Source organism: Arthrobacter sp. CAU 1506 (assembly GCF_005047635.1).
Classification (GTDB): Bacteria; Actinomycetota; Actinomycetes; order Actinomycetales; family Micrococcaceae; genus Crystallibacter.
Genome location: NZ_SUKC01000005.1, coordinates 14,501 through 32,541 on the forward strand (window position 1 = coordinate 14,501; position 18,041 = coordinate 32,541).

The window sequence follows — 18,041 nt, forward strand, 5'->3', positions numbered from 1 at the left end:
GGCCCTCGGGCCGTTTTTCAGGTGAGAACATAGAGGACAATGTCCGAGACCAAGACCCCCGCCCAAAACCCCGTGCAGCACAGCACGGCCAAGTCCAGCGCCATCATGGCGGCCGGAACCATGGTGTCCCGGGTCCTGGGCTTCATCCGGACCGCCTTGCTCGCGGTCGCCATCGGTGCCAACACGACGATGGGCGACATCTTCGAGAAGGCCAACACCATCCCGAACATCATCTACCTGCTGCTGGCGGGCGGGGTGTTCAATGTGGTGCTGGTGCCGCAGATCATCAAAGCAAGCCAGAAGAGCGACGGCGGCGCCGACTTTGTCAGCCGGCTGCTCAGCCTGACGCTGCTGGTGCTGGCCGGCATCGCGGCGGTGGCAACCCTTCTGGCCGGACCCATCATCTCTGCCCTGACCAGGGACTGGACCCCGGTCATGCTGGAACTGGGCACCGTTTTCGCCATCTGGTGCTTGCCGCAGATTTTCTTCTACGGCCTGTATGCGGTGGTGGGCCAGGTTCTCAACGCCCACGGCCGCTTCGGCTGGTACATGTGGGCTCCCGCACTGAACAACGTGGTGGCCATCGGCACGCTGGGACTCTACATTGCGCTGTACGGCCGCTACCTGCCCGGCCGGGGGGATCCGGAACTCTGGACCGGCGCACAGACCGCGGTATTGGCCGGCGGCACCACACTGGGCATTGTGTTGCAGGCGCTCATCCTGCTCTGGCCCCTGGGCCGGTTGGGGCTGGGCCTGAAGCTCAAGCTGGGCTGGCGCGGGATGGGCTTCGCGGCCACCGGAAAGGTAGCGCTCTGGAGCCTTGCCACCATGGTCATCGCCAACACCGCCTACCTCTTCTACGGGACGATCGCGTCCAGCGCCACCGCTGCCCGTGCCGAGCTCGCCGGTTCCGGTGCCTCGGTCCCCGGCGAGTATGCGCTGAACACGGCCCAACTGATCGCCATGCTGCCGCATTCGGTTTTTGTCCTCTCTGTGGCCACCGTGCTGTTCAACCAACTGTCCCGCCAGCAGTCAACCGGTGCGGTGGACGACGTCCGGCGCACCGTGAGTTCGGGCCTGCGCACTATAGGTGTGGCCACCGTTTTCGGTTCGGCTGCTGTGGTGGTGCTGGCCGGTCCGCTGGCCCGGCTGTTTGCCGGTTCCGGCCCCACCGCAGCGGCCTCCGCTGCGTCGATGGGCCAGGTCCTTGCCATCGTGGCGGCCGGCATGCCGTTCATGAGCATCTACTTCTTCCTGGGACGCGTGTTCTACGCGGAGGAAGATGCCAGGACGCCGCTGATCATGCAGGCCATCTGTTCCGGCGCCTCGGTACTGCTGGCCATGCTGATCGCCTGGCTCGTGGATCCCACCATGGTGGTCTACGCGCTGGCCCTGCTGTTCGCGGTGTTCCATGTGGTCTCGGCCGTGCTGGCGCACCACTTTGCCCGACGCCGGCTGGGAGACTACGGCGCGGGGCACGTCGTGGACACCTACATTCGGCTCGGCTACGCGGCCCTGGGCTCCGGACTGGTGGGCGCGGGGGTGCTGTGGCTGTTCGGTGGTTACGCTCCTGGCGGATTCGCCTGGCAGTCCATCATTACCGCGATGGTGACCATCGCCGTCGTCGGACTGGTGATGGCGCCGGTTTACCTGCTGCTGCTGCGGGCCATGCGTGTCCAAGAGTTGAATGATTTCCTGGCGCCGATCCTGAAACGGCTGCCCGGACGCGCCTGACAGAAACGGGAATCGGCTCCGTCACCGGCTAGCATGGAAAGCAAATTATCTAGTCCGGGGCGCCAGTCCAGGACAGCCGGGAGGAACTAGTGCCGCAGCCAGTTGATGTGGGCATGCTGCTTGGTGGCCGTTACAAGGTCACTGCCCAAGTGCTTGCCTCAGCCGAACACGATCTGGTCCTCGACGGTGTGGACCAAGTGCTCAACCGGCCCGTCAGCATCCTGGTGTCGGCGCCGGAAAATGCCAGCCAGGTAGCCATGAGCGCCCGCGAAATCGCCACCGGCGAGCGGGCCAGCAACGTTCAGATACTGGACCTTGGCAATGCCGACGGGGTCACCTACCTGGTTACCAACGAGGCGCAGGCCGCCGACCTGCTGGACCTGGTGATTCAGCGGGACGGCCCGTATGTAGAGCCCTTCTTTACCGACACGCTCGGCTCCGAAATCTTCGGCCAGGTGCGCTCCACCGAACCTGAGCCGTACGAGGACGAGTACGAGGAATATGAGGAAGAGCCCCGGCAGAGCCTGCGCGACCGCCTGAACAAGCTTGATCTGCCCAAGCTTGGCAAAAACGCGCCGGACGGGACCGCCAAAGCCCGGTTCGGCCGGCAGCCCGAAGGCGTGCCCTCTGGCACCGGATCCGCCGCAGGAGCCGCCGCCGCTGCTGCCTCTGCCGGCGCGCACGTGCCGCCGCCGCCGTCAGCCCCTCCTGCCCCTGCGGATGCAAGCCCTGCGACGGCGCCTGTCTCGCGGCAGGTCCCGGCTGCCCGACCAGCAGCGGCCCAGCCGCCGGTCGGGAAGCCCAAGGTCAGCCTGTGGCCGGAGGACGACGACGATCAGACCGAGGTACGCTCCGCCGCCATGTTCCCGGCGGCGGCCCGCACCGGCAACCAACCCGAGACTGACGACTACGAGTACGACGATTACGACGACGAGGAACGCAACAGCCCGAGGTCGTCCAAGTTGCTGGTGGGCGGATTGCTGGCCGTCTTGTTGGTGGTCGCCATTGTGGTGGCGGTCAGCCAACTGAATCTCTTCCGCGGCGGCCCGGTCGCCGATGGCTCCAATGCCGGAAATGAAACAGGTGCAGCCTCCAGCCCGGCGGAAACCGGTGCCGAAGAAGAATCGGCACCGGCCGCTGAAGTTGTCGAGCCCGTCATCGCTGACCTCACCCGCCAAGTTCCGGACATGCAGGAACTCGACGCGGAAAACGACGGCAAGCTATCCGAAGCCGTGGACGGTAATCCCGCCACCTACTGGGCCAGTTTCCAGTACGTATCGGACAAGTTCGGTGGCTATGCCGGAAACATGGCACTGGTCGTCGAACTGGAGGAAGCGTCCAGCATCAGTTCTGTGGTGCTGACTCAGCTGAGCGGTACCGGTGGAAACTTCTCCGTGCTCTTGAATGACGAGCCCACTCTGGACGGCGCCGACCAGGTTGCCCAGGGAAGCTTCACGGCACAGAAGACCACCATCCCGGTACCTGAACAGGACGGCGCCGCTCCGAAGGCCCAATATGTCCTGATCAACTTCACGCAGTTGCCAAAGCTCTCCAACCCCATGGGAGGCCCGCCTTACGGCATCCGCATGGCGGAGATCGAGGTCTCCTAGCGGCTGAGGGCGGTCCATGCCGCCCCGGCACGGAATAAGCCCGTGCCGGGTGCCGTTGAGAGAAGTGTTGGCCCTGCTGCCCGCTCAAGGCGGCCGGATTAGGTTTACATCATGATCAGAGGAAGAGGTTCGCAGGCAGTGAGCACAGAAACCACACCGTCCGTCCGCGACGTCATCATCGTTGGGTCCGGTCCGGCCGGCTACACGGCAGCTGTCTACACTGCGCGAGCCAATCTCAAGCCGTTGCTCATCGCCAGCTCAGTTGAGGCCGGCGGCGAGCTGATGAACACCACTGATGTGGAAAACTACCCTGGCTTCCCCGGCGGCATCATGGGACCGGAACTGATGGAGAACTTCCAGAAGCAGGCCGAACGGTTCGGCACCGAGATCCTCTTCGAAGACGTCACAAGCCTTGAGTTGGAAGGTGACATCAAGAAGGTCACCATCGGATCAGGCGAAACCTTCCTGGCCCGTGCCGTGATCATCTCCACCGGCTCTGCATACCGTGAGCTGGGACTGCCGGATGAAAAGCGACTCGCCGGACACGGCGTCAGCTGGTGTGCAACCTGCGACGGTTTCTTCTTCAAGGGCCAGGACATCGCGGTCATCGGCGGAGGCGACTCTGCGATGGAGGAAGCCCTCTTCCTCACGAAGTTCGCCGACTCGGTCACCGTTGTGCACCGCCGCGATACCCTGCGTGCCTCCAAGATTATGCAGGAGCGTGCCTTGGCGCACGAGAAGATCAAGTTCGTCTGGAACTCCGAGGTCGTGGGCCTGGAAGGCGATAGCAAGGTCACGGCCTTGAAGCTCAAGGACACGGTCGACGGGTCGGAGACCGTACTGCCGGTAACCGGCGTCTTCGTCGCTATTGGCAATGATCCCCGGGTCTCTCTCGTCCAAGATCAGTTGGAACTGACCCCCGAGGGCACCATTGCGGTGCAAGGCCGCTCCTCCAAGACCTCCCTGCCTGGAGTATTCGCTGCCGGGGACGTCATCGACCCAACCTACCGCCAAGCAATCACCGCCTCGGGAAGCGGCTGCGCCGCCGCCATCGACGTGGAACACTACCTGGCCGACGTTACGAGCAACAAGGCCTCCATCGCTGAGCCTGCAACCGTCTAAATTCGGTTCGAGAAAGAGAGAACAGCATGAGCAACGCAAAAGATGTCACCGACGCTAGCTTCGAAGCGGATGTCCTGAAGTCCACCAAGCCCGTCATTGTCGACTTCTGGGCAGAGTGGTGCGGCCCTTGCCGCATGCTCTCTCCGATCCTTGATGACATCGCTGCCGAACATTCCGGCAAGGTTGAAGTGGTCAAGCTCAACGTCGATGACAACCCTGCCACCGCAGCTCAGTACGGCATCACTTCCATCCCTGCCGTCTACGTCTTCAAGGACGGCGCCGTAGCAGCCACTTCCATTGGCGCGAAGCCGAAGCAGGTCATCGAGCAGGAATTCGCTGAGTTCCTCAACTAACAAGATGGACAACGACGCGACAGACCAGAGTCTGCGCCGTTCAGACATCAGTCGGCGCGTAGTAGCCCTCCGGGAAGGGCTGCTACGCGCTGGCGTTTCTATGGCGTATCTGGCTCCAGACCAGGTAAACAACCCCATGGTGTTTGATGACCATGTGGACGCGGCCGTCCGGACCTTTCAACAGGGCCGGGGATTGATGGTAGACGGCGTCGCGGGCCCCGAGACGGAAAGGGCACTGGCCGAGGCCCAGTTCAAGCTGGGTGCCCGCCAACTTGCCTACTCCGCGGAGGGTCCGGCGCTGCGCGGCGACGATGTCACCGAGCTGCAGCGGCAGCTGTCATTTCTCGGGTTCTACTACGGCCACATTGATGGTGAGTATGGGCAACGAACCTATCTGGCGGTCCGCGAACTCCAATTGAACCTGGGCCTCGACGCCTCAGGCATCGTGAATGAACAACTGCTCGCCTCGATGGAGCGAATCAACCGCACCATCAGTCCGAGCCAAGCATTCTCATTGCGCGACTACGAGCGCCTCAGCCAAGCGTCTGCAACACTCCGCGGACGCACCATCACCATCGCGCCAGGGTCCGGCGTCGATGCACCATCAGACGTCGTCGACTCTTCCTCGGGTAAACCTCTGACTGAGCAGCTCGTCGCCGGCGATGTGTCCCGCCGGGTCGGAAAGATCTTGTCCGAGCTTGGCGCGAGCGTAGAGATCATCGAGAAGCCGCCCGTGGACGGCAGCGATGTCCGCGCAGACCTGATTAAGGCCTCTTCCCCGAGCCTCAGCATTGCCATTCACTGTGATTGGTTGCCGCAACCAGCCGCTAACGGTGTCAGCGCCTTCTTTTGGGGCCGGCCTGAATCTGGTGAGGTTCGTTCCCCCATCGGCCACCGTGCCGCAGAGCTGATCCTGAAGGAGATCGTCGCGCGGACCGGTTCGACTTCCCTGGGGCTTCATGGGCGTAGCTGGGACATCCTCCGCCTTCCCAGCACGCCGTCTGTACAGCTAGATATCGGCTACCTGAGCAGCCCGGTTGACGCCGCCCGGCTTGCCGACCCGATCTACCGCCAGATCTTGGCTGATTCCATCGTCATCGCGATTCAACGCCTTTACCTTCTTGAAGAGGACGACGAGCCGACTGGCACACTTGCGTTAGACGACGTGCTTCGCTTCAATCCGCCGACCTAGAACGCCCGTCTTCTGGACCATCCTGACCGGTTTCACGTGAAACCGGTGCAGCTCTCAGCCCTCGGTGTCCGATCGGCGGGACTCAAATACAGGGTGCGCCTCCAGGCATTCGGTTGCTCCACCCGAACTGATGCTCATCAGATCCGGGCGTTGAGGTTATTCTCATCGGCGCCAACCCGCTGAGTACCTGCCCCAAGCCAAGCCGTCACCAGCTATCCACCATCGCTCTGATCGCCATGAGACTCAGAGTCTGCCCTGGCCAAACTTGAAAGCATCTCTCGAGCTGCTGAAGATCAGGCGTCCGTGGATCAACTGCCTCTGTTTCACGTGAAACGCGGCCCTGCTCGCTCCAGTGTGGCGAGAACTGTATCGGCTCTCCGGCCGCAACTGACCGTCTAGCGATGTTAGTCAGCGCAGCACGCGCACTGCTAGGACCACGCCACTGTCCACAACCGTTCTAGAGAGATGCAGCCACAGCGGGTAGCGCCTTCCTCGCTCCGCTCCGGCAGGTCTACCCGCCGCTGAACACGCAATGCTGAGGCCTGCGTGGCAACTATCCCCCCATTGGTCTGCAGTTGAGTAGATGCCCACGTCTTCGTCTTAGTCGCTTCCAGTTTCTACACGCGAACGTTGTACCCGCGGCTTGAGATCTATGTCGATCGGGGCTCCGGTGCAGTCGGTGCCAGGGCCTGGCATCGCCGGTGGAATAACGGCATCGTGCAAGCTCGATGTTTCACGTGGAACCACTCACCTGGACCTGGCTGGCACGGGCGAGAGACCGTACGAGGCTCAGGACTCTGGGGAGAGAATCATGGCCCTTCATCCACGTGGGTATGGGCATGTGTCAACGCATCGGTCAGCCATATAGTCGCCGACTCTTTGGCGTAGCTCAGTGTGACCAGGTTCCATCTGACTAGTTCAAGGGATCCGGGTGTCACGATAGGTCGAGGTCCCACTCCCATGAGACCCGGACCGAGCCCCGCTGGCCGTCCGCTCGTCCCCATGGGAGGCCCAGCACCCCGTCTCCATGGGAGGCCCAGCACCTCGTCTCCATGGGAAACCCAGCACCGAATTGCCGACAATGGTCTGGGATGATTGTCAGCAGATGTGTCGGTCGCAAGGCCATTCAGCATAGACAAATTCAAGTGCAGGCCCACGAGGCAGCAGGTCAGCAACAACTCGGCTCGACAGAGAATAGGTGTTTCACGTGAAACTCACCTGCTAGGGCGAACATGGACTCTCTCCCATTCATCCCCACACGGACGGTCAAGCTGGCTTTCGTGATTCATCGACACCATGCTCTCGCCGACCGTCAGGCTTGTTGGTCGAAGGCCGGCAAGAGGCTGCCTTGTTTATCGAAGCCATGCCGGGGCGACCATCTAGGCCAGGATGCGGATTGCCTGCCGAATCCAGCAAACGAGCGAGGACGACGGTTCACTGTTTCACGTGAAACTAGACCCCGTGCACCATCCGCATACGTCGCTGGCCCAAGGATGTAGGCCAATCGAAGCCAAGGTACCAACCGTCCGCCGCACTTCGGTTCTGACGCAGCCTGGATATTTGGGAACGCACCTATGTCGTCTCGGACGGAACTACAAGTCTTGTTTCACGTGAAACGCCGTCTCGATAACAATGGTCTAGAGCATGTAGGATCCCGGACCACTTTCAATGGCGAGACAATGTTGAGCTTGACCGAACTCAGGTGCACTTCTTCCCACTCGCCCTGCTCGTCACCCTACGGTTCGCGACGGCTCAGGTGGTCACAAAGGCCGCGCTCCACTAGTCACATCCGACCCGTGGGCCTAGTACCCCACCTGAACACACAAGCTCCACGCTATTGTTCGTATCGGGAGATCCGCCTGCTTCATAGCAAAGATCATAAGTGGCGGTGTTTCAGGTGAAACACCGCCACTTGATGACACAAGACCGTCAAGGGGCCCGCAATATGTCTGTGTTCGGCTGCATTCGGGCCTTCCGGACACAGTACCCGGAGTCTTCCAGTTCCGCTGACCACACCTCTGTTGCCACCGAGAGTCAACAAGACCACCTCTAACCACACTGCCCTGGATCTCGAACTGCTACGCACCCCCGAGCTGGGCTGGATTACATCACGATCGCGATCAGGACTATCAGGATCACGGTGCGCAGTACTACGTCGGGCGAACCGCAGAAGCCCGCACTTCGCGACGGACCTACGCCAGAAGACGCAGACCGCAAGCTTCTAGATCGCGCCTCCCCACGATTCGTGTAGTCATGCGTACGTGCTACGACAGAAACACCGACCAAATAGTTGATGTCTTCTCTCAGTCTGTTCATGGCAAAGGGGTTTCCAGTGCAGACACGAATCTTCAATATGTCCCTAAACTGCTGGGTTCCACGTGAAACAGAGCGCAATTCCGGCACTGATAACTTCCGACAGCATGCCGGCCCTCATGAGCCGAAGACCTGACGCGGCATAACCCACGTCGCCAGGCATGCCCGCGAACCGATGGCACGGTCCAAGTCGAAGCCCTGTCCTTTACCGCACACCGGCAGCAATATGAGTATGTAGCCTCCGCCGGTGACGGCGCTTTGCTGGTTAGCAAGTATCAGACCCGGAAGTGGGTGCCCATGGGACCGGTCCAGGGATTGGGCCATGAACCACGTATATGCACTCCAGGCTGGCGCTTAAAACGAAGGGACCGTCCACACCGGAGGGTCCCTCTGTTTCACGTGAAACGACAGTTAGGGCGCTGCTGGATTCAAGACATCCATGATGCGATTCAGGTCATCAACGCTCGCGAACTCAATGCTGACGCGACCCTTCTTGGCACCCAGGGTGATCTTCACGTTCGTGTCCAAACGATCTGACAGCGAGTTGGCCAAGTAGTCGAGCCGTTCGTGCCTGGCACCCTCGCGGGGCTTTGCTTCGCGCTTCGGGCGGCGCAGACCGTCGCTCAGTGAGACGATTTCTTCTGTGGCACGCACCGAGAGGCCTTCAGCAACAATTCGCTGAGCCAACTTCTCCATTTCGGCCGGATCAGTCAGCCCAAGCAGGGCACGGGCATGACCGGCGCTGAGAACGCCTGCTGCAACGCGACGCTGGACCAGCGGAGGGAGCTTCATCAACCGCAAAGTGTTGGAGACCTGCGGACGCGAACGTCCAATACGATCCGCCAGTTCGTCGTGCGTGCACCCGAAGTCATCCAACAGCTGTTGGTAGGCCGCCGCTTCTTCGAGCGGGTTGAGTTGGCTTCGATGCAGGTTCTCGAGCAGCGCGTCGCGCAGCAGATCGTCATCCGAGGTCGACCGAATGATCGCCGGAATGGTCTCCAAGCCCGCAGCTTTGGTTGCCCGCCAGCGCCGTTCACCCATGACCAGCTCGTACTGGGCCTCCACGTCGTCACCGGGGCGGATGACGATAGGCTGCAGGACACCGATTTCCTTGATGGAGTGCACCAGCTCAGCCATGTCTTCTTCATCAAAGACACTGCGCGGCTGTTTGCGGTTCGGTTGAATTGCAGAAACCAAGACCTCTGCGAATGTCGCGCCTGGGACTTCGACTAAATCCGGGGCCGCAGTTTCACGTGAAACACTGCTGTCGGCGGGAACCTGCTCATTGTCGGTGACCTCGACGGCTGGCTGCTCGATGGCAGGGATGGTCGATTCTGCAGAGTCCTCCGCCGGGCTTTCATTCCCCGGGCGCGAAGAAGCAGCGGGCACGCGCTTGACCGGCTTCTTGGCCACCGGCTTTTTGACGGCCGGCTTCTTAGCACCAGTCTGCGTGGTCCGCCTGGGAGCCCGAAGAACCTCTGCCATCTGGGCAGCGCTCGATCCAGAAACAGTCTCGGAGTCGGTGGTGGTGAGAATCGCCGCGTTTGCATCTTCTCGGCGGGAGGACGGCGGGAAAAAGACATCGACTGGTCGCTCAGTCCGTTTCCTGGCTTGGGAACCTCCGTCTTGGGCTGGCTCGGGCGCTTCACTTGCAGGAGAGCTGGGGATCAGTGCGCCCAAGCCCCGTCCTAAGCCACGGCGTTTTTCACTCATCTGGACCCTCTTCCGTCATGCGCCGAGCTGTCGCGCACTACCTCGTTTAAGGCGTAAGTCTACCGTTACAGACCGAATTCTCGGTTACTTGCCGCGCTCGGCGATTTCAGCCGCTGCCTCTTGATAAGAAAGTGCTCCACTGGAGGACGGGTCATAGGTGATAACCGTCTGCTGATAGCTCGGAGCCTCGGAGATGCGGACAGACCGCGGAACAACCGCACTCAGAACCTCGTTCGGGAAGTGCTCCCGGACCTCGGCTGCCACCTGGGCCGCAAGGTTCGTGCGGCCGTCGTACATGGTGAGCAGGATGGTGGAGACGACCAGGCCTGCGTTGAGGTGCTTCTGGATCATCTCGATGTTCTTCAGCAGCTGACTCAACCCTTCCAATGCGTAATACTCACACTGGATGGGGATCAGGACCTCTTGGGCCGCAACGAAAGCGTTGACGGTGAGGAGACCAAGGCTGGGTGGGCAGTCGATAAAGACGTAGTCCAGGCGAGGCAAGCCGGCGGACTCACGCTCCTGTGCATAAACTTCAATGGCGCGGCGCAGACGCTGTTCCCGCGCCACCAAGGAGACGAGCTCAATCTCTGCACCGGCCAGGTGAATGGTGGCGGGTGCCACTATCAGGTGTTCGATATCCGGGCATTGGGCGATTACCTCGCCCAATGGCATGTCGTTGATGAGGACGTCGTAGATGCTGTCGACTTCCGCGTGATGCTCGACGCCCAGAGCAGTCGATGCATTCCCCTGGGGATCGATGTCGATGACAAGAACATTCAGGCCGGCAGTAGCCAGCGCCGCCGCGATGTTGACCGTAGTAGTGGTCTTGCCGACGCCACCCTTTTGGTTGCTGACGGTCAGTACCCTGGTTTGTGTCGGCCGAGGAAGTTGTTTGGCCATCAATCGTTCACGCCTGCGGTTTTCACTCGCTAATTCATGAGCGAGAGGTGTGCTTTCGTCGATCGAATCCATAACGTTTGGAACCGTAGCCTCTATCTTGACATCGGAGTTGGCCAGTTCGGCCTGACTAGCGCGGGCGGTTTCACGTGAAACGAGGTCACTTTCGGGGCCAGAAGCAACCCCATGAGGTTGGCTGGCATCCCTAAATGCAGACGACTCATCGGCTTCAGCCTCGGCCAATCCCGAAACCATGTCGCTCATCGCCATTTCACTTTGCCCGCTTTCACTCTCCCGGTACCGACCCCTCCTAGCCTATCGTTGCGCGGCAGGATTCACGGACGATCCAGGGGTGTGTGGACCTGCAGGTTACGCGGCCACGACGATTCTGACGACCGTCGTGGGCTCCTCCAGGAGGCCATCTCCAACGGTCAAGATCTCGGTTTCGCGGCCGCCCAGCTTCCGAATGACCTTTGCGGCCTTCTCGACCTCGTCCGCGGCGCTGCGACCCTTGATCGCAAGCATCTCCCCGCTACCGTGCAGCAGCGGAATGGACAGCCGAGCGAGTTTATCCAAAGCAGACACCGCCCGGGACGTCACAACGTCCGCCGAGACTTCGTCCGCGGCAAGCTCTGCCCGTGTACGTGCCACGGTGACGTTGTCGAGCCCCAGGTCGTCAACGACTTCATTGAGCCACACCACGCGCCGCTCAAGCGGCTCGATCAGCGTCAGGTGCAGGTCCGGCCGGGCCAGCGCCAAGGTCAATCCTGGGAGGCCGGCACCGCTCCCGACATCGGCAACCGAGGCATCCGGGCCAATCAGGGTAGCGACAACCGCGCAGTTCAGGACGTGTCGGTTCCACAACCGTGGGACTTCGCGGGGGCCCAACAGCCCCCGCTCGATTCCGGAGGTAGCCAAATGCGCCACGTAGCGTTCGGCGAGATCCAGCCGTTCGCCGAATACCGCTTGGGCAGCCTTGGATTCGGCCACCGTCATCTCAACTGTGGACATGCCTATGCCCTATCCAACCGGCCGTTGCGCAAGGTCAGGACTCCACCGACACCACAATGTGGCGGTTGGAACCTTCGCCCTCCGACTCGCTGACCAGCCCGAGGTCAGCGATGGCATCGTGGACGATTTTGCGTTCGTATGCGCTCATCGGCTCCAGCGCCACATTCTGTCCGCTCTCCTTGGCCTCGGCAACCGCTTCCTGGGCGATCTTGAGCAGCTCCTTGCTGCGGCCTTCGCGGTAACCGGTGATGTCCAGAACCAGCCGCGAACGGCTGCCAGTGGACGTCAGGACCGACAATCGGGCCAGTTCCTGCAGGGCCTCCAGCACCTCTCCGTCCGCCCCTACGAGAGACTTGAGGGCGTCATTGTCCTCGTCTTCGGAAACAATCGAAATGTAGGTGCGACCATTGCGTACTTCGATATCGATATCCCCATCGATATCTGCGATGTCGAGCAGTTCCTCGAGGTAGTCCGCTGCTACGTCTCCCTCTTCGTCCAAACGCTTGGCAGAATTCGAAACGGCAGCTTCCTGTTGTTCGTCTGCCGCAGCTGCTTCGCCGGAAAGTTCTTCAGTCACTTCGGATACGCTTTCGCTGCTCATTTTCTCTTCCTGTTCTTACGCTGTGGCTGATTGCGCTGGCCCTTCGGCTCGGCGGGGGCTTCAACAGCAGGCTCCTCTGTCTTCCGTTCACCGAGCAGCGGAACCATCGGCAGGCCCTTCTTCGCGCGCCGTTCGGCCAGCTCGCGGGCTGCCTGCGACCCGGGGGTGGGCATGCGCCGAATCACGAAGAACTGCTGGGCCATGGTCCACAAGTTGGTGGTGGTCCAGTAGATCAAGACACCGATCGGGAAGTTGATACCGCCGATACCGAAGACAAGCGGAAGGATGTACAGCATCATCTGCTGCTGCTTCATGAACGGAGACTGCATGGCTTCGGCAGACATGTTCTTAGCCATGATCTGCTTCTGGGTGATGAACTGCGAGGCCGTCATGGCCAGGATCATGATGATCGACAGGACAATAACCGCGGTCTGGTTCGCGCCGCCGCCGCCATGCAGCAGGGAAGCCGAAAGCGGAGCGCCGAAGATGGTGGATTCGTCGAACTGCCGGATGAGTTCAGGCGACAGGGCGCCGATGCCTTCCCCGTTGTCATTGGCGCGCGAGGCGTTGTTCAGCACGCTGAACAACGCAAAGAAGAAGGGCATCTGGACCAGCATCGGCAGGCAGGCCGAGAACGGATTGGTGCCGTGCTTCTTGTACAGGGCCATCTGCTCCTGCGTCATAGCCTGACGCGAGAGCTGGTCGGTCTTTCCCTTGTACTTCTGCTGCAGTTTCCGAAGATCAGGCTGTAGCGCCTGCATACCGCGCTGCGCCTTGATCTGCTTGACGAAGACCGGGATCAGCGCGGCACGGATGACCAGCACCAGACCAATGATCGAAAACGTCCAAGTCCAACCATTGGCCGGGTCCATGCCGAGCCAAGAGAAGCCTGCGTGGAAAGCCCACAGGATCCAGGACACGACCCACGTGAAGGGGGTCAGGATCGTGTATAAGAAGTCCATTACTAGTTTGCTCCTCGGGCCGCTTCACGGCCTTCATCGTCGGCCGGAATAACAGGGTGATTGAGTTCCATTATCCGGGGGATCCTGGCCGGGTTTTCCTGCAGCCAGCGGTCATAGGAAGGCGACGCCGGAACATGGTCGACGCCTCCGGGATTCCAGGGATGGCATCGGCACAACCGTCGCGCAGCCAGCCAACTGCCCTTGGTGGCGCCATAAACGGTCACAGCTTCAAGGGCATAGGCAGAACAAGAGGGGAAAAAGCGGCAGACCTGGCCGTACAAGGGCGACACGGTCTTGCGGTAGACCGTCAGAGCTCCAACCAACACGGACTGCGGGATCGTATGGATCCTCTTGGCGGTGACGGTGGAAGAGGAAGCCTGCCTGTAGTGGGCAGTGGAACTCACGCGGCTCATCCCTCCTCCTCGGGCGCAACGCGCGCAGGCGCGGTGGGCGTTGCAGTCAACTTGATCACGGCCGTTTTAAGTGCCTTCCGGTAATCATGTTCCAACGCGTCAAAGTCCGCACTGGCCGCTGCCGGAAGAGCACGCACAACAACTGCGAGTCCATGGGAATACTGATTGTCCCTCAGACTAGTCGCTGCGAGTTCCCGCAGTCTCCTCTTAACGCGGTTGCGGATGACGGCGTTCCCGACAGCCTTCGAGACAATGAAGCCGAATGCTGTTGGCTGAGTGCGGTTTTCCGCTGCCGCATATAACACCAAGTTCCGGCGCCCTGATCGGACGCCGGAACGTACAGTTGTTGAGAAGTCCGCCGATGCGCGCATCCGGTGCTGGCTGGAGAGCATGTCGCTACACGGCCTGCCGGATCGCGTTGCTGCGGGAACGGAACCTCACAGCCGGATCGACAAAACTGGCTATTTATGCCGACAGTTCGGTACGGCCCTTGCTGCGGCGTGCTGCCAGGATGGCGCGGCCGGCGCGAGTGCGCATGCGAAGGCGGAAGCCGTGCTTCTTGGCACGACGGCGGTTATTCGGCTGAAAAGTCCGCTTGCTCACGGTGGTTACTCCAAGACGATCGACAGATGCGGTTGGACCCGTTGCAACAGGGGGAAGAACAGGTCGACGCTCTAATATAGGCGCCTACTTCAGGGCCAGGACGCTGGGCGTGCACGGATACCAAAGTAGACATGAAGGACTAGTCAACGTTAGGCGATGGCTGCAAGAACCGTCAAACCGGCTGCCGCGCTCCCCGGGCGTTTCCGTGGATAACGCCTGTGGACAACTCTAGCTTGAGTGTGGGCGGCCTGGCTCAAAGCAGTCGGCGACGAACGTCCACAGGCCCCTGCATCCCGGCTGTTATCAAGGAGAATCATGCTCTACGCTTGCAGGAGCCCCTTATCCACCGTCTGTGAATAAGTCTGTGGATTTCGGGCGGGCTGTCGGCAGAGGCCGAAGCAAAGTTGAGCTTCTGAGGGGTATCTAGGTGGACACGGACCAAATTAATGACGTCGGAAGTTCCTGGCGCAAGGTGGTCCGTACGCTGGAACAAGATGATCGTGTCTCGCCGCGGCAGCGCGGTTTCATCGTTTTGGCCCAGGCGAAAGGGCTCATCGGTACAACCTTGCTGGTTGCCCTGCCCAACGAACTGACCCGAGAAGTCTTCCAGTCGCAGCAGCTCAAGGAACCGCTGCACGACGCGCTGTTCGAAGTTTTCAAAGACGATATCTTGTGCGCGTTCAGCGTGGACACAGATATGGCTCCGCAGGCCGAACCGGAACCCGAGCGAGAGACGCGGCCGGCTCCTTCGGTGGTACGGAACGAGGCACCGCCCCAGCCGGCACAGGAGAGTACGTCCCAGGAGTTGGGCCGCCTCAACCCGAAGTACATTTTCGATACCTTCGTGATTGGCTCCTCCAACCGCTTTGCCCACGCAGCAGCTGTGGCTGTGGCCGAAGCCCCGGCTAAGGCGTACAACCCTCTGTTCATCTATGGCGACTCCGGTCTCGGTAAGACGCACCTTCTGCACGCCATTGGGCACTATGCACGCCACCTCTACAACGGCATCCGTGTCCGCTACGTCAATTCCGAAGAATTCACCAACGACTTCATCAACTCCATCCGCGACGACGAAGGCGCCAGTTTCAAGCAGTTGTACCGCAACGTCGACATCCTGCTGATTGACGACATCCAGTTCCTGGCCAACAAGGACGCGACGCAGGAAGAGTTCTTCCATACCTTCAACGCGCTGCACAACCACAGCAAGCAAGTGGTGATCACTTCGGACCTGCCGCCGAAGCAGCTCTCCGGTTTCGAAGAACGGATGCGGTCACGGTTCGAGTGGGGGCTGCTGACGGACATCCAGCCGCCCGAGCTGGAGACCCGGATCGCGATTCTGCGCAAGAAGGCCATCAGCGAAGGGCTGTCCGTGCCCGACGAGGTCCTCGAGTACATCGCCTCCAAGATCTCCACCAACATCCGCGAACTTGAGGGCGCCCTGATCCGGGTGACCGCCTTCGCCAGCCTGAATCAACAGGCAGTGGACATGGGCCTTGCCGAGATAGTGCTCAAAGACCTCATCACCGACGAGGGCGCGCAGGAAATCACATCGGCAACGATCCTTGGCCAGACGGCGGCCTACTTCAAGCTCAGCATGGAGGAACTGACCAGTAAGTCCCGGACCCGGACATTGGTGACCGCCCGGCAGATCGCCATGTACTTGTGCAGGGAGCTGACCGACATGTCCTTGCCGAAGATCGGCCAGGAGCTTGGCGGACGCGACCACACCACGGTCATCCACGCCGACCGGAAGATCCGTGAGCTGATGGCAGAACGCCGGGCGATCTACAACCAGGTGACCGAGCTGACCAACCGCATTAAGCAGCAGCAGCGCGAGAGCTAGCCGACCGAGCGGCGTCGGGACCGGAACTACACCGGTGAAATTAAAAGGTGTGGATAAGGCTGTGGATAGTTAAGTGGAGAACTCCGGTGCTTAAGAGGACAACTGCCGGGGTGCCTGTGGACACGCGAAATTCCAAGGATTTTCGTCCACAACCGCTCCGCAGGGACTTCGAACTCCCTGCACATCTTGTGAACAGGCAATTTCCGCGCAACCGCAGGTGACTCCGAGGTTTTCCACAGTATCCACACCCGTTATTAACACTACGAATCCCAATATTTGAAGTTCTTTCAAATAACATTTAACCCTGTCCCGGTTTCCCGACGACCTCCAGAACATCCCAAGCGAGCGTTGCCAAGCACCCGGTGCGCATTGACCGTTGCTGCGGCTAAGCTTGCACAGAGAATTGTTGCCATCTGCTTCAGCCCGGTGCCCTAGTCCAAGCATTCGCACCAGGCCAGACGCAGGCGGCCTTCCCCAGCATGTTCGTTGTGAAAGGCGGCTTACTTCAGTGAAGTTCAGAGTTGATCGGGATGTTCTGGCGGAAGCCGTGACATGGACAGCCCGTTCCCTGTCACCTCGTCCGCCTGTGCCCGTGCTGTCAGGCCTGCTCATCCGTGCCGAAGGCGGCATGGTCAGCCTCGCCAGTTTCGATTACGAGATCTCGGCCCGCCTGCAGATTCCTGCGGACGTTGCTGCTGAGGGAACCATCCTGGTATCCGGACGCTTGTTGGCCGATATCTGCCGCAGCCTGCCGTCAGCCCCGGTCGACATCGAAACCGACGGCTCCAAGGTCACGCTGACCTGCCGCAACAGCCGATTCAACCTGGCTACCATGCCGGAGGGCGATTATCCGGAGCTGCCGGCTTTGCCTGAGGTCAGCGGCGTTGTGGACGGAGAGGCTTTCGCCCAAGCCGTCAGCCAGGTGATTATCGCAGCGAGCCGTGACGACACCCTGCCCATCCTGACCGGTGTCCGGATGGAAATCGAAGGTGACCTGATCACCTTGCTGTCGACCGACCGCTACCGTCTGGCCCTGCGCGAACTGAACTGGCGTCCCACCACCCCGGGCATTTCCACCAGCGCGCTGGTGAAGGCCAAGACGCTGAGCGAGGTGGCCAAGACCCTGGGTGGCTCCGGCGACCTCAATATTGCCCTGTCCGACAGCAGCGAACTGATCGGCTTCGAAAGCGGCGGCCGCCGCACCACGTCGCTGCTGGTGGACGGTGACTATCCAAAGATCCGCTCGTTGTTCCCGGACGACACCCCGATCCATGCAACCGTTGAAACGACGACGCTGATCGAAGCCGTGCGCCGCGTATCCTTGGTGGCCGAGCGCAATACCCCGGTTCGTTTGGCCTTCACGGACGGCCTCTTGACGCTGGACGCAGGAACAGGCGAGGACGCCCAGGCTTCCGAGGCGATCGAAGCTGCGCTGACCGGCGATGAGATCACCGTTGCCTTCAACCCGCACTACCTGTCCGAAGGCCTGAGCGCGTTCGACAGCAAATATGTCCGGTTTTCCTTCACCACGCCGCCGAAGCCGGCGGTCATATCCGCGCAGGACGATCTTGAGGGCGAGGACAAGGAAGACTACCGCTACCTGCTGATGCCGGTGAGGTTGCCCAACCAGTAACCGCACCCAACCGCCCATTGACCGAGAGGAAAGAGTGA

15 protein-coding genes are annotated in these 18,041 nt (G+C 60.9%); 7 read left to right on the forward strand and 8 right to left on the reverse strand.

What is annotated here, in order from left to right:
* The first annotated feature begins 39 nt into the window (after positions 1 to 39).
* From murJ to E4J89_RS07495, 5 genes are all read left to right on the forward strand, one after another.
* Positions 40 to 1,734: a murein biosynthesis integral membrane protein MurJ gene (murJ, locus tag E4J89_RS07475; protein WP_136785515.1), complete on the forward strand. Its 1,695-nt coding sequence runs from the start codon at positions 40 to 42 to the stop codon at positions 1,732 to 1,734.
* An 89-nt stretch (positions 1,735 to 1,823) separates the two neighbouring features.
* Complete coding sequence (locus tag E4J89_RS07480) at positions 1,824 to 3,344, forward strand: ABC transporter substrate-binding protein (protein ID WP_136785516.1); 1,521 nt, start codon at positions 1,824 to 1,826, stop codon at positions 3,342 to 3,344.
* 138 nt (positions 3,345 to 3,482) lie between these two features.
* Entirely contained in the window at positions 3,483 to 4,466 is a 984-nt protein-coding gene (gene trxB, locus E4J89_RS07485; protein WP_240691782.1) for a thioredoxin-disulfide reductase, read from the forward strand.
* A 26-nt stretch (positions 4,467 to 4,492) separates the two neighbouring features.
* Positions 4,493 to 4,819 carry a thioredoxin gene (gene trxA / locus E4J89_RS07490; RefSeq protein ID WP_136785518.1) on the forward strand — a complete coding sequence of 109 codons (327 nt, stop codon included), beginning with the start codon at positions 4,493 to 4,495 and terminating at the stop codon, positions 4,817 to 4,819.
* Positions 4,820 to 4,823: 4 nt separating this feature from the next.
* Positions 4,824 to 6,011 carry a peptidoglycan-binding protein gene (locus E4J89_RS07495; protein WP_136785519.1) on the forward strand — a complete coding sequence of 396 codons (1,188 nt, stop codon included), beginning with the start codon at positions 4,824 to 4,826 and terminating at the stop codon, positions 6,009 to 6,011.
* Between the two features lie 2,724 nt (positions 6,012 to 8,735).
* Here the strand turns inward: E4J89_RS07495 and E4J89_RS07500 are convergent.
* From E4J89_RS07500 to rpmH, 8 genes are all read right to left on the reverse strand, one after another.
* Positions 8,736 to 10,037: a ParB/RepB/Spo0J family partition protein gene (locus E4J89_RS07500; RefSeq protein WP_136785520.1), complete on the reverse strand. Its 1,302-nt coding sequence runs from the start codon at positions 10,035 to 10,037 to the stop codon at positions 8,736 to 8,738.
* An 84-nt stretch (positions 10,038 to 10,121) separates the two neighbouring features.
* Positions 10,122 to 11,201, reverse strand: coding sequence for a ParA family protein (locus E4J89_RS07505; protein WP_276606338.1), 1,080 nt, complete (start codon positions 11,199 to 11,201; stop codon positions 10,122 to 10,124).
* Between the two features lie 105 nt (positions 11,202 to 11,306).
* Positions 11,307 to 11,948, reverse strand: coding sequence for a 16S rRNA (guanine(527)-N(7))-methyltransferase RsmG (gene rsmG / locus E4J89_RS07510; RefSeq protein ID WP_136785521.1), 642 nt, complete (start codon positions 11,946 to 11,948; stop codon positions 11,307 to 11,309).
* Positions 11,949 to 11,982: 34 nt separating this feature from the next.
* Complete coding sequence (locus E4J89_RS07515) at positions 11,983 to 12,549, reverse strand: R3H domain-containing nucleic acid-binding protein (RefSeq protein ID WP_136785522.1); 567 nt, start codon at positions 12,547 to 12,549, stop codon at positions 11,983 to 11,985.
* The gene (gene yidC, locus E4J89_RS07520) at positions 12,546 to 13,511 is read right to left on the reverse strand and encodes a membrane protein insertase YidC (RefSeq protein WP_136785523.1); all 966 of its coding nucleotides are present in this window, start codon (positions 13,509 to 13,511) and stop codon (positions 12,546 to 12,548) included. Before yidC ends, E4J89_RS07515 begins: the two co-directional genes overlap by 4 nt.
* A gap of 2 nt (positions 13,512 to 13,513) precedes the next feature.
* Positions 13,514 to 13,858, reverse strand: coding sequence for a membrane protein insertion efficiency factor YidD (gene yidD / locus E4J89_RS07525; RefSeq protein ID WP_240691799.1), 345 nt, complete (start codon positions 13,856 to 13,858; stop codon positions 13,514 to 13,516).
* Between the two features lie 62 nt (positions 13,859 to 13,920).
* Positions 13,921 to 14,316: a ribonuclease P protein component gene (gene rnpA / locus E4J89_RS07530; RefSeq protein ID WP_136785525.1), complete on the reverse strand. Its 396-nt coding sequence runs from the start codon at positions 14,314 to 14,316 to the stop codon at positions 13,921 to 13,923.
* 73 nt (positions 14,317 to 14,389) lie between these two features.
* Entirely contained in the window at positions 14,390 to 14,527 is a 138-nt protein-coding gene (gene rpmH, locus E4J89_RS07535; RefSeq protein WP_127513203.1) for a 50S ribosomal protein L34, read from the reverse strand.
* A 427-nt stretch (positions 14,528 to 14,954) separates the two neighbouring features.
* Here rpmH and dnaA point away from each other — a divergent pair, with 427 nt between their 5' ends.
* Both dnaA and dnaN read left to right on the forward strand, forming a co-directional pair.
* Positions 14,955 to 16,370, forward strand: coding sequence for a chromosomal replication initiator protein DnaA (gene dnaA, locus E4J89_RS07540; RefSeq protein WP_136785526.1), 1,416 nt, complete (start codon positions 14,955 to 14,957; stop codon positions 16,368 to 16,370).
* 508 nt (positions 16,371 to 16,878) lie between these two features.
* Positions 16,879 to 18,003, forward strand: coding sequence for a DNA polymerase III subunit beta (dnaN, locus tag E4J89_RS07545; RefSeq protein ID WP_136785527.1), 1,125 nt, complete (start codon positions 16,879 to 16,881; stop codon positions 18,001 to 18,003).
* The last annotated feature ends 38 nt before the right edge of the window (positions 18,004 to 18,041 follow it).